General features: G+C 27.4%; 13 protein-coding genes and 2 tRNA genes. All 15 read left to right on the plus strand.

Annotation, left to right across the window (positions count from 1 at the left end):
* Positions 1–14 precede the first annotated feature (14 nt).
* Entirely contained in the window at positions 15–263 is a 249-nt protein-coding gene (locus KGF42_RS03675) for a hypothetical protein (protein ID WP_227825763.1), read from the plus strand.
* A 2-nt stretch (positions 264–265) separates the two neighbouring features.
* Entirely contained in the window at positions 266–1,708 is a 1,443-nt protein-coding gene (locus KGF42_RS03680) for a hypothetical protein (protein WP_227825764.1), read from the plus strand.
* 133 nt (positions 1,709–1,841) lie between these two features.
* Positions 1,842–2,120, plus strand: coding sequence for an HU family DNA-binding protein (locus tag KGF42_RS03685; protein ID WP_227825765.1), 279 nt, complete (start codon positions 1,842–1,844; stop codon positions 2,118–2,120).
* Positions 2,121–2,276: 156 nt separating this feature from the next.
* Positions 2,277–2,353 (plus strand) — tRNA-Tyr (locus KGF42_RS03690).
* A gap of 169 nt (positions 2,354–2,522) precedes the next feature.
* Positions 2,523–2,612, plus strand: a tRNA-Ser gene (locus tag KGF42_RS03695).
* Between the two features lie 54 nt (positions 2,613–2,666).
* Complete coding sequence (locus KGF42_RS03700) at positions 2,667–3,284, plus strand: hypothetical protein (RefSeq protein WP_227825766.1); 618 nt, start codon at positions 2,667–2,669, stop codon at positions 3,282–3,284.
* A gap of 368 nt (positions 3,285–3,652) precedes the next feature.
* The gene (locus KGF42_RS03705; RefSeq protein ID WP_009894806.1) at positions 3,653–3,841 is read left to right on the plus strand and encodes a hypothetical protein; all 189 of its coding nucleotides are present in this window, start codon (positions 3,653–3,655) and stop codon (positions 3,839–3,841) included.
* Between the two features lie 75 nt (positions 3,842–3,916).
* Positions 3,917–5,116 carry a hypothetical protein gene (locus KGF42_RS03710; protein ID WP_227825767.1) on the plus strand — a complete coding sequence of 400 codons (1,200 nt, stop codon included), beginning with the start codon at positions 3,917–3,919 and terminating at the stop codon, positions 5,114–5,116.
* Between the two features lie 130 nt (positions 5,117–5,246).
* Positions 5,247–6,146 (plus strand): hypothetical protein, encoded by a 900-nt coding sequence (locus KGF42_RS03715; protein WP_227825768.1) that lies wholly within the window; start codon positions 5,247–5,249, stop codon positions 6,144–6,146.
* Positions 6,136–7,884, plus strand: a complete 1,749-nt coding sequence (locus KGF42_RS03720) for a hypothetical protein (RefSeq protein ID WP_009894812.1) — start codon at positions 6,136–6,138, stop codon at positions 7,882–7,884. Before KGF42_RS03715 ends, KGF42_RS03720 begins: the two co-directional genes overlap by 11 nt.
* A gap of 16 nt (positions 7,885–7,900) precedes the next feature.
* On the plus strand, positions 7,901–9,379 hold the full coding sequence (locus KGF42_RS03725; RefSeq protein ID WP_227825769.1) for a hypothetical protein: 1,479 nt from the start codon (positions 7,901–7,903) through the stop codon (positions 9,377–9,379).
* 2 nt (positions 9,380–9,381) lie between these two features.
* Positions 9,382–9,573, plus strand: a complete 192-nt coding sequence (locus KGF42_RS03730) for a hypothetical protein (RefSeq protein ID WP_227825770.1) — start codon at positions 9,382–9,384, stop codon at positions 9,571–9,573.
* Between the two features lie 6 nt (positions 9,574–9,579).
* Positions 9,580–11,013, plus strand: a complete 1,434-nt coding sequence (locus KGF42_RS03735) for a hypothetical protein (RefSeq protein ID WP_227825771.1) — start codon at positions 9,580–9,582, stop codon at positions 11,011–11,013.
* Positions 11,014–11,027: 14 nt separating this feature from the next.
* The gene (locus KGF42_RS03740) at positions 11,028–11,525 is read left to right on the plus strand and encodes a hypothetical protein (RefSeq protein ID WP_009894820.1); all 498 of its coding nucleotides are present in this window, start codon (positions 11,028–11,030) and stop codon (positions 11,523–11,525) included.
* An 87-nt stretch (positions 11,526–11,612) separates the two neighbouring features.
* On the plus strand, positions 11,613–12,623 hold the full coding sequence (locus tag KGF42_RS03745; protein ID WP_009894822.1) for a hypothetical protein: 1,011 nt from the start codon (positions 11,613–11,615) through the stop codon (positions 12,621–12,623).
* The last annotated feature ends 9 nt before the right edge of the window (positions 12,624–12,632 follow it).

Consider the following 12,632-nt stretch of genomic DNA (forward strand, 5'->3'; position numbering starts at 1 on the left):
AGAAAAGGAGAAGTATGAAAGAGAAAAAAATAGAATTAATATATTTAGAAGATTTAGATGAATCAGAGAAGACAGGAGTGCATAAAAATAGGTATCAAATATTGAATGAGGAATATGAACAAATGATAGATACATATACAGAGATGAGTAAATGGTCTTCATATGATGTCGTAAATGAAAGGCATAAGGAGGATTTTAAGGATGAACTATGGGATTATGATGATACAGATTATGATGATGGATTGCAAGGAAAGGAGATATAATATTGATATATAATAATAACAATTTTTATGAAGAAATAGATGGTAAATCTGCACAAGATTACATAAAGAACTTAGATTATAGCATAGACAATAGCAAAGATAGAATTAAATACATAGAGGAACGATTAGGGGTAAAACACACATGGTTTGAAGAGTCAAATAGAAATTATATAGATACATTTTATAATACTCTTACAAAAAGAAATGAGAATATTATTACTAGAGTGAAATATCAAGAAAAAAAACAATTCAATGATAAATTTTGGGAAAATATATTTGAGCAAACATCAGATAGTCCTTTAGATAAAGATGGTGTATATTATGTTATTATTGATGGAGAAGAAGTAGTTATGGATTATAATAGATTCATTACTTGGTGTGACTATAATCAGATTAATCCAGTCGAATATATAGATGTTAAAAATCCCTTTAGTAATAGTAATGGTACATGGGAGTATACACATCATAATACATCGAAAATTAAGTTGATATTAAATAAAGCTGACAGCACATATTCCACTTCTAATATAGCAAAAACATTAGAAATAATGGGGAGTTATATATTATCAGCTGATGATAAACCTAAGGAAACTAAAATAAGAATATACAATTCAAAAGAGTTATTTAATAGAGCATGTCAGGAAGAAGCACTTCTAAATAAAATAGCACCTGCAAATGGTGGAAATATAAATTCAAACACTTCTAATAAAGATGGATTCCTAGAAGACAATTCCTTTGCATTTTTTCAATTACCTAAAAACTATAAAAAAATAAAAGATATAAAAGTCAAACCTAAGGATATTAGAAAATATCCAATTATAAAAACATACTCAGATACTTATGAATGGTATAAAGCTAAATATAAAGAATTAGGACATAAACAATTAAGTAAAGAAGAGTTAAAACTTAAGAGAATAGTTAGGAAGAATTTAAATGCATTAAAAAATGATATGACTGATGCTAAAAATTCTATAGAGAGACCTATTATATGGAAAGCACCATTAGCAGATGCTGGAAGCCCAGAATGGGACTATTTAGATATGTTTGATAAATCACATGTTAAAGAGCTTCTAAAGGTTCAAAAGGGAAATGATTTACAAGATGATTTAACATGTATAGTTATGGATTTAAATAATATTATATCTAAGACTGAATTTACTACAGTACAAAAAGATATTTTAAATTTATATAGAAAAGATAAATCATTAGAGTTTATTTCAAATTTAATGAATATAACTCCTCAAGCAATAAATAACCAAATAAATAAAATAGTAAACAAAATAATAGATACATATGAAAAAAATTATGAAGAAAATTATTATTATATATCTGTTTGTAAAGGAAAATATAAAAAATGTAGCAGATGTGGAAAAATTAAGCTGCTATCTAGGTTTGATAAAAATGGTAAAAAGGGATATCGCTCAAATTGTAAAAACTGTAATTAGCTGGTGGGGAAAAGTGGTTTAAAAAAGGGTCGCTTAAAAGATATTACTTATGTAAGGGGTTAATAAAAATAATAAAATTACCCCTTACTATCATCAAATGAAAATTATATAAGAAAAGGGAGATTAAGAAAATATGAAAAAAGTAGATTTTTTAAAAGAAGTAGCAGAAGAATTAGGTGTGTCACAGATAAGAGTAAGAGAGATACTTGATGTGATAGAAAAAAAAAGAAACGAAGTACTACAAGATGGTGAAGAATTGACGTTGATGGGAGTTAAATACCTAACTAAAATACAAAAAGGTAAAGAAGGAGAAATAACTCTTAAAGATGGAACTAAAAAACCTTGGAAAACTGAGGAAAAAAGAGTTCCAAAATTAAAAATAGCTAAATCTCTAAAAGATGCAATTGTATAGAGAGTGTATGGGTTAAAAGCCCCTTCATATGGTGACATATGATAGCAAACCTAGAATATGCTAAAAGTTAATACAATTAGCAGAGATAGCTCATTTTGAGAAGCTCTAGTGGCTAGTAATAGGTATCTTACAATATAAGATGATGATGCCACTAAAAGGAATGTAGCTCAGGTGGTTAGAGCGTCAGAATGTAGTTCTGGAGGTCGTGAGTTCAACTCTCATTATTCCTACCATTAAGATGGGAGTAATGTCCCCAGTTCACTAAGATGAGAGTAAAATCTCCAATAAGAAATAGTAGAAAGAGACTTAATTATAAGTCTCTTTTTTGTTAAAGTAGCAGTCTCCAAAACTGTGCAAATATTATGCTATGAAGGTTCAAGTCTTTCTGCTCCTGCCAAATATGGAGAGGTACTCAAGTGGTAAAGAGGATAGTTTGCTAAACTATTAGGTCAATTAAATGATACAAGGGTTCAAATCCCTTCCTCTCTTCCAATAAAAGAATTTGTTGTTTTAAAATAATATTTTAATTAAAAGGGAGATGTTTTTATGGTTAAATATAATGTTCATAAAGCTTTAGCAGAAAAGAAGTTATTAGAAGATAAGATAGATAGATGTATTAGTAATTTTAAAATTGTAGGTACTAAAAAAGGTTCTGATAAAAATGTATATGAAACAAAAACAAGTGTAGAAGATTTTAATGTAGAAGTTTCAAGTAAATACCAGCAAATAGAAGATTTAATATATAATTATAATGCATTAGATAAAGCAATTAATATCTCTAATGCTATAACAAATGTTCAAATTGGTAATAAAAATTATACAGTTTTAGAAGCAATAAAAAGAAAAAATAGTATAGAATTAGATAAATCCTTGTTGAGACAAATGGTTAGTAACTATGATTGTATGATGTCTGAAGTAAATCGTAGAAATGAAGAAGTACAAAGAAATACAGATAAAATGTTTGAGGAAAAAGAAAAAAGTAAAGATGGAGCAGAACTTATTTCATTTTATAAAAAACAACAAGAATGGTCTTTAGTAGACCCTTTAAAAGTAAGAGAGAAAATAGAAAAGTTAAGGGATGAAATAGAAGAATTTGAAAAAGAAGTTGATTTTGCATTGAGTACATCAAATGCACTTACAATTATAGATGTAGATTTAAAATAGTCTTTAATTAGGCTATTTTTTAATTTGCAGGTTAGGCGAATAACATAAATTATAAGTTCCCATTGGTTTTGGGTTAAAAATCAAACTGCTTATATAAAAGTGATGGGTACATACAAACGAAACGATTGTACTGTATAAAAGAGAATAATGGATATAAAGCTTAAAGTTAAAAATTCAAATGTAAAATCTCAAGGATAAAAGATTAAATTATTAAAATAGTAAAAATAAAATAAAAAAGTTATAGAAAATCCTTGATAAATGCTAAATGCGTTAACTTATATTAGCTATTGTTAGCTACAAGGCTGCCTAATTTGCAAATAAATATATTCCCAGTAGAGTTAGTAAAATTATAAAAAAGGTGAGAGTACATGAAAAATAATAAAGGAACAGTATTAGAAAAATGTGAAATAATAAAACAAGAAAATAATACATATAAAATTATAGAACATTTGAAAGATGGAGACCATGAAGTATTACTTAGTGATGTTTTGGATAAGTATACTGGTGATACAGATTTAAACATAACGATAAGATTAAGTGAAACAATAGTCCAATAAATTAACATTGGGCTATTTATTTTTACTTAATATATCGATAATGATATTTATGTGATAAACAGGGAGATATTGAATATGGAAGACATATTGAAGAGAAAAGAAGATGAATCTTTGATTGATTACAGGTTTAGAATACGATTAGCAAAAGCTAATAAAGAGATAGATTTGGATTGGGGAGAGATAGTTGAACTATTAGGGTTAGAATGTTCTCCAGACCATTGTAGAAAGGTTTCTTATGGCTTGAAAGAGGCTTTTGATTATCTTAATTCTAAGATACAGGATAATTCTACTCAAGAAGAGATTGATAAAATAAATGAGAAAATATTAGAGTTGAAAAAGATGAAAGTACAGTTATCTGATGAAAGGTCATTAGTAAATAAGAAAATAAGAGAATATTCAAGAATGGATAATATAATTGATTTATTTAATAATAAAATAGATGATATATCACTTCATAAGCCGTTTCTAAGTGATTCTAGTTACAAATGCTATGAATCTTCAAATCAAGAGGCTATTATGCTAATTTCAGACATACATTATGGATTAGAGACTATTAATGCATTTAATAGATATAATTCAGAAATATTCAAGATAAGGATACAATATTTAAAAGATAAAATTATTGAATATAGTAAGTTACATAAGGTTAAGAGACTGCATGTAATGCTACTTGGAGATTTAATTTCTGGACATATACATAATTCTATAAGATTAGAAAATAGAGAAAATATAGTTGAACAAATTATAGAAGTATCTGAAATACTTAGTGAATTTATATATGAACTATCTAAAGAAATTGATAAAATCATTGTTTATTCAGCATGTGGAAACCATGATAGGATTCTTCCTAAAAAAGATGAAAATTTAGATAAAGATAATTTTACACTATTAATAGATGAATATATAAAGCTAAGAATTAAAAGTTTAGGCAATGTAATATTCCAAGAAAATATATATGATAATGATATAATAGTAGCTAAAATATGTGGAAATACATGTTTCGCAGTACATGGAGATAAAGATAAAATGTCTACAGCAATTCCTAAATTGACCTCTCTTATAAAATTAATTCCTGATTATATCTTTATGGCTCATTTACATAATTGTAAGGAAGATAATTATGGAGAAAGTGAAATATGTGTAAATGGAAGTTTCTCCGGAACGGATTCTTATGCTAAGAATCTAAGATTAAGTTCATACGCAATGCAAAAATTAATGATATTTAATGAAAGTGGGAGAATATGTACTTACAATATAAATTTAAGTAAGCTATAAGTTATTTATTAAGAGCTGAGTTAAGTTTATATTGTAAATTTAATTCAGCTCTTAATTGAGTTGAATCTCCCTATTAACCACTAGAGAACTAAATCTCTAGTGGTCTTTTTTAATGGTGGTGATGTTATGAATGGCAATTAGTAAAACAAAGTGTTTGAATTGTGGTGAAGAAAAATATACAGATAGATATTTTTGGAAAAGTCATAGTGAAATATTTACTTTAAATAAAAGACTTCCAGTATGCAAAGAATGTTTTAGAGCTAGGTTTTTACTATTAAATGGGTGTTACAATGGAGAACTTGTAAAGGCACTAAAACATATATGTTTCAACTTTGATGTTTATTTTGATGAAAAATTAGCTAAAGAACTTGCAGATAAAAAAAATAAAGATGAATTAATAGATGAATATATGAAAATTATTAATAGAAATTCAAAATATAAGGGAAAGACATCTTTAGATAATTTATTGAAAGAAATATATACAGGAGGTAATAATAATAAAAATATAGTCATAAATGATGAAATTAAATTAAAATGGGGAAGAGGTTTTGATGATTATGAGTATAAAATCTTAGAAAGAAAATATAAGGAATATAAAGAATATTATGAACCAGAATCATTAACTGAAAGAAAATTGTTTGAAGAGATTTGTATTATTGAATTAGAAAAAGATAAATCAAGAGAAAAGGGAGATATGAAAGCTTTTAATGATCTCTCTAAATTAGTATCAAGTAAAATGCAAGATGCTGAAATAAAGCCTAGTCAGAAAAAGAAAGCTGGAGATTCGCAAGATGATACATTTGGAATGAAAATGATGATATATGAAAAAAATAAACCTGTAAATGATAGGTTAAAGGAATATGAAGATGTAGATGGATTTGAAGCTTATGTAAATAAACATATGAAAAAACCACTTGCTGTTGCATTAGGTTTGGCTACAGGTAAGTATTCGATAAATGATGGCGATAAAGATATTAAATTTAAAGATGATGTAAGAGACATTTTAGAAGGTAATAAAAATGAGGACTAAATATGAAAAAAGAGAGCTGTCATCTAATGATTCATCCCGAAATCTACTAGAGAGTATAGGAGAGTATTGGGGTGCTTTTTATCTCGCAAATCCACATAGATTCTGTATGGATTACTTTGGATTTAATCTACATTTATTTCAACAGATATTAATTTATATGATGATGAAGTCTGACCAATTTGTATTTATTGCGTCTCGTGGACTGGGAAAATCATGGCTTCTAGGAGTGTTTTGTTGTGTTATAGCTGTATTAAAGCCAGGTACTTGTGTTTTAATAGCAGCAAAAAGAAAGAAACAAGCAAAACTACTTATTACAAGTAAAATTTTAGGTGATTTATACTTAAAATCAGATACTCTGAAAAGAGAAATTAAAAGTTTCCAAGTAAATGCACAAGAAGTATCTATAGATTTTTGGAATGGAAGCAGAATAGAAGCTGTTGTATCTAATGATGATGCAAGAGGTTACAGAGCTAATGTTCTTATTGTTGACGAATATAGAATGGTGGATGAAGGAACTGTAAATGATGTTTTAGTTCCATTTTTAACAAACCCAAGACAACCAGGATATTTACAGAATCCTAAATATAGATATATGCAAGAAGAGAATAAAGAAATTTATCTTAGTTCAGGCTGGTATTCTCAGCATTGGAGTTATAAAAAGTTTATGGAAACAGTAAAAGGTATGCTTAGTGGTGAAGATATGTTTGCATGTAGTATTCCATTCACTTGCTCTTTAGAACATGGACTATTAACTAAAAAAAGAATACTTAAAGAAATGAAAAAAGAGAGTATGAGTGATGCTTCTTTCATGATGGAGTATTGTGGAGTGTTTTATAATGAATCAGACGATGCTTTCTTCAAATCATCTTGGGTGAATCCATGTAGGGTATTGGAAAGTATGTTTTATCCTCCTAGTGATATAGAGTATCTTGAAAATAAGAAAAAAAGAGATAAGAAATATCATCTTAATAAGATAAAAGGAGAAATACGAATTATTGGTGCAGATATAGCTTTGGCCAGAGGAGTTAAGAATGATAATTCTATTTATACTTTGATGAGGATGCTTCCAAATGAAGGCACATATAAAAGATGTGTTGTCCATATAGAAGCATATAATGGTATGGAAGCTGAAAAACAAGCAATAAGATTAAAACAATTATTTTCAGATTTTCAGGCAGATTATATGATATTAGATACGCAAGGTATAGGAACAACTGTATGGAGCTATATACAGAAAGCAAATTATGATTCAGATAGAGATGAATGGTATGATGCTTACACATGTTTTAATGAAGATAATACTGTTGACAAGTCACTAGCAAAAAAATCACTTCCTGTTGTATATTCCATGAAAGCTTACGCTGATGAAAATCATAAAATGGCTATGTCTTTAAGAGATGTCCTTACAAATAGAACCTTAGAACTTCCTATAAGTGATATTGAAGCAAAAGAAATGATATTAGAAAAAGAAATGATAAAGGCAGATGAAATAGATAAAAAGGCAGAATTAGAAGCAAAATATATTGCCCCTTATCTTCAAACAACGGCTTTAGTGAATGAGTTAATAAATTTAGAATATAGTGCTGATGGAGGAAAAATTAAAATAAAGGAAAAAAGTGGAGCAAGAAAAGATAGATATTCTAGTTTGGCTTATACGAATTTCTTAGCAGATTATCTGGAAGAAAAAGAGAAAAGAAAAAATAGAAATAATCAAAAAACTGTTATGATTTATTGGTAAGAGATGAGGTGAATAAGTGGGCAAAAAAAATAATAATAAAAGCAAGTCTAAAGACAACAATTCTACACAAAATCAAATCAATATGCTAAATGCTCAAATTGGAAAATATGCCTCAGTAAAAGAATCCACAACATTAGCAACAGAAATGTATAAGTTAAGAAGTATAAGCAGAGACAAATTAAGAAAAGCTCTCTCCAATCCATATCAAATTTCAAATACGGATATACTTCAGGATGCAAGTATGATATTAAAAGCTACATCTGGCACATATAGAAGAGTTTTAAATTTAATAGCTAATATGAATACTTTTGACCATATCTTATACCCAAAAGACATAAGTAGATTAAAAACAAAAGAAAAAATAACAAAAGCATATATGAATTCGGCGAGTCAATTAGAAAAATATAATATAAGATTTACATCAGCTTGGATAACCGAAAAAGTATTGGAATTAGGAGAGGTTTATTTATATAAGATAGAAGATAATTCAGGGATGGTTTTACAACAGATACCAGCAAAATTTTGTATGATAACAATGATAGAAAATAATGTAATGAGATACGCTATAAATATAAAAAAACTTACTGACAAAAACATAATATCCTTTCCAGAAGAAATTAAAAACATATATAAAAAATATAAATCTAATTTACTTACACGAGAAGAATTAATTGATAATACATATTTTCAATTAAGTGATAAAGCAGTAGCATTTAATTATGATTTAGATTCAGTGAAAGGAGTTCCATTTTTTTGCTTTATATTTGACGATTTAATGGAGCTTGAAGATATGAAAGATTTAAAAAGCACAAATGCAGTAATAGAAAGTATTAAATTAATACATCAAAAGATACCATTTGGCAAAAATGATGAACCACTAGTAGACCTTAATTTAATTCCCATATATCACAATTCAACAAAAGCAAATCTACCAAAAGGAACAGCAATAACTACAAATCCTTTAGAGTTGGAAACACATACTCTTTCAGATGGAAAATCTAAAATAAATGATTATGTAAAAGAAGCAAAAGAGTTTATATTTGATAACGCTGGAATAAATACAGCCTTACTTAACTCTGACAAGATAAATAATGAATCTATCTTAAATGGTATTATTGCAGATAGCTTAATTCCTATGAGGATTCAACAAATGATAGAAAATTGGGTTAACTTTGAACTAAATAAAGACAAGAAGGCAAATTTATTTAATATGAAGTTTATTGGAACTACTCACTTTAATAAAATGAATTTATCCAAACAGTATCGAGAAGATATGGGATACGGAGGGAGTAAAAGTTTGTTTATTGCAAGTACTGGGTTTACTCCACTTCAAGCTATAAACACTTTACAAGCAGAAAAATTAATGGGATTTGATGAGTTTTTAATACCTCAACAAACATCTCATACTCAAAGCAGTGGTAGACCAGACAAATCTGATATAGGGACAGATAATGGTAATTCTACTCAAGCAAAAGGAAATGGGGAGAATGATTAGTTATGAGTAAGTTTATATATGCTTTTTCTGAAGACGATAAGAAATTATTAATAGAAAAAGGATATCGTTTTATATGTGAAAACAAGTTGAATAATAAGATTTTATATGTTTTTGAAAATAAATCAAAATTAATAAATAATTTCAGTAATGAAGAAATGAAAAGATTTATATTTACTAGCAAAATACGTTTTTAAAAGGAGGTGAAAAAAATAAAAATATTAAAATTACCTTGTAATTTAAAACATTATTCAGATAAAAAAAAATTGGAAGAATTAAATAGTAATCTTTTGCCTGTGTATATCTATGTTATGCATGAAGGTACAAATCCAAATGGAACTAAATTTTATGAAGAAGCTATTGATAAAGCTGAACCAACATTAAAAAATGTTCCAATTCTAGGATATGTAAAAATAAATGAAGATGGAAAATATGACTTTGATGGTCATAATGTTTTAACACAAGCAGTTCAAACAGATGAAGGGTTTATATTAGAAGAATATTATGAAGAACGAATAATTGGCGTTATACCAGAAACAAATAAATATGAAAAGGTTGAAATTGATGGGCAGAAGTATGTTAAATGTAAAGGATATATATATAAATCATATAGCAATCATGCTTACGATATAATTATGGATTCTGATGAAATAGAAATTTCAATGGAAATAGATATAAATGATTATCAATTAGATGATTCAGATGGATTTTATAATATAAAAGACTATGTATATCATGGAATTACATGTCTTGGTTCTGATGTAAAGGGAGCTATGGGTTCAAATTGTTGTTTAACTAAATTTTCAAGAAAAATTAATTATAAAGAAGAAATATCTAAAATATGCTCAGAAATTTATGCATTAGAACATGGAGAGGGGGAAAAGAATTTGCCAAATAAGAATCAAAAACTTAATAAAAATTCTGAAGGATATGCTTTAGCAGTGAGTAATCTTAGTGCTGAAATAAGAAATAAGTTAAAAGAATACAAAGTCGAAACTGAGAATTGGTATGGTGAAAAAGTTGAAGTACAAGCTTTTTATTATAATGATTTAATACCAGAAGAGAATATTGTTATAGTTGAAGATGAAATTAACTGGGGGTATTATTATGGCATTCCATATATAGTTAATGAAGATGTTGTCATTTTGGATTATGAAAATAAAAAAGCATATATACAAACTTGGAGGGAAAAACAAGAAGGAGAAATAGTACAGGTTTTTAGTAGACAAGAAAAATTAAAAAAAGAAATAATAGAGAAATTTACTGAAAAACAAAACGAAATATCTAATTTAAAAGCCAGTTTAGAGCCGTTACAGGCATTCAAAGAAGAAAAAGAATTTGAGTTATTTAAATCTAAAGTTGATGATGTAGCTCAAAAATTTGAATTAGCAGAAGATGAAATTAAAGATATAAAAATAAAAGCTTATAATAAGGAAATCACATTAGATGAATACAAGAAAGAATTGGGTTACATATTTGCATTAAAAACTCTTAGCAATAAACAAAGCGAAAAGGAAAATTTTAGTAGAAATGATGATAAAAATAATACGATAAAAATACCTATAAGTAATAATAATGATAGTTTTAGTGAACCAGAAGAAATATCTTTTATAAAAAAATATTCAGATAAAGAATAATAGGAGGAATTTACATGAAGAAAGATAAAGCAATAATACAAACAGATAAAGTAAAAAATCCTGATGTTTTAACAGGTAAATATGTTGTTCCATCAGAGGATACCAATCCAATAAATTTAGAAAATGGTGCTGTAATAAATATTGGAGAACTTGAAGACACGGAGTATGGTAGGGATACCCATAAAATATATAAAGTTACAAATGACACATTAGATTGGGGTATAGTTGATGACCCAGCAACTATGTATGATGAAAGATTAGATGAAAGAGATTACGAAGTTTCTCCTGGTCAGATATGTAGATGTAGACGACTAAAAAAAGGAGATGAGGTAACTATATCTCTATTACATATAGCAGATAAAAGTATTGCAGTAAAAGACAAGTTACAATTAAAATCTGATTCGTTTCAGTTTGAAAAATTGCCTACAGCAGATGCTAAAACTCCAGTAGCAGAAGTATTAGAATTATGGAACTATGAAGGTCAAGATTCGGTTACAATAAAAGTTTTATAAAATCAAATAAAATTAACAAACAGGAGATAACAGTCTATAACTGTTATTTTTTTATGCAAAAAAATAGAAAAGGAAGTGTGTAAATTAATGGCAACAGCAAAAACTTTAAAGAGAATAGCTCATGAGCTATATACAGATACATTTAGAGAATATACAGATAGAGATGGAAACACAATAACATATAGAGATGCTGAAAGTGCAATAAAGAATAAATTAAAAGAAATGATGGGAGGAGAAAAATATAATTATTATAAATTCCAAGAAAATAAATGGGGATTTTATAATTTAATATCAGAATTAATATCTGATGATATTAATAGATTAAATGAGGAAGTATTTAGTCCATTTTGTGATTTTGAGAACTTTGATTTAGGAGATAAAAAAGAATTTACTGTTGAAAATACTAATTTATTTAAAGTTGCAAATATAGCAGATGGTGTTAATAGTACAAGAAGACAAAGATTACTTAACAAAAAAGTTCCTACAACAGCATTTAAATTATCTGTTGCTATATATGAAGAAGCAGAGAGATTTATAACAGGAAGAATAAATTGGGTTGTATTTGTGAATAGGGTATCAGATTCATATCATTATGATATTGCTAGAAGAATAGCAAAAACATTTGAAGGTGCATATTCAACAATAAATGCTAAGTTTCAAGCTACAGGTAATTCAGACAAAGTATTATTGGAATTGATAGCTAAGGTAGAAGGGGCTACTGGTAAAAAGCCTATTATATATGGTACTCCACTTGCATTAAGTAATTTAGAAGGTGTTCAAACTGATTTAGAAAAAGAAGAAAAAAGAAAATATGGTTTTATACAAACATTTAGAGGAGGGTATAAAGTACTTAGTTTACCAAATGCTTATGATGAAAATGCAGCAGAAGGTAAAGAATGGGCTTTAGATAATAAGGCTATCTATGTAATACCTGATGGAGAGAAAATAATTAAACTTGGTACTGAAGGAGATGTATTGGTCATAGAAAATACTGATGAAAAAGAAAGAGATGACCAACAAATAGAATATTTTATGGCTCAAAAAATACATTTAGGAGTTGTAACTGCTGCTAAATTTGGAGTTTATAAAATACAATAATTGAATTAG

The sequence above is a fragment of the Clostridioides sp. ZZV15-6383 genome, assembly GCF_020657735.1.
In the GTDB taxonomy this organism is placed as follows: domain Bacteria; phylum Bacillota; class Clostridia; order Peptostreptococcales; family Peptostreptococcaceae; genus Clostridioides; species Clostridioides difficile_D.

Excerpts from the sequence above, each read along its gene's own strand:
- KGF42_RS03675 (WP_227825763.1), top strand. The coding sequence starts at position 15 with ATGAAAGAGAAAAAAATAGAATTAATATATTTAGAAGATTTAGATGAA.
- KGF42_RS03685 (WP_227825765.1), top strand. The coding sequence starts at position 1,842 with ATGAAAAAAGTAGATTTTTTAAAAGAAGTAGCAGAAGAATTAGGTGTG.
- KGF42_RS03700 (WP_227825766.1), top strand. The coding sequence starts at position 2,667 with ATGGTTAAATATAATGTTCATAAAGCTTTAGCAGAAAAGAAGTTATTA.
- KGF42_RS03705 (WP_009894806.1), top strand. The coding sequence starts at position 3,653 with ATGAAAAATAATAAAGGAACAGTATTAGAAAAATGTGAAATAATAAAA.
- KGF42_RS03710 (WP_227825767.1), top strand. The coding sequence starts at position 3,917 with ATGGAAGACATATTGAAGAGAAAAGAAGATGAATCTTTGATTGATTAC.
- KGF42_RS03715 (WP_227825768.1), top strand. The coding sequence starts at position 5,247 with ATGGCAATTAGTAAAACAAAGTGTTTGAATTGTGGTGAAGAAAAATAT.
- KGF42_RS03720 (WP_009894812.1), top strand. The coding sequence starts at position 6,136 with ATGAGGACTAAATATGAAAAAAGAGAGCTGTCATCTAATGATTCATCC.
- KGF42_RS03730 (WP_227825770.1), top strand. The coding sequence starts at position 9,382 with ATGAGTAAGTTTATATATGCTTTTTCTGAAGACGATAAGAAATTATTA.
- KGF42_RS03740 (WP_009894820.1), top strand. The coding sequence starts at position 11,028 with ATGAAGAAAGATAAAGCAATAATACAAACAGATAAAGTAAAAAATCCT.
- KGF42_RS03745 (WP_009894822.1), top strand. The coding sequence starts at position 11,613 with ATGGCAACAGCAAAAACTTTAAAGAGAATAGCTCATGAGCTATATACA.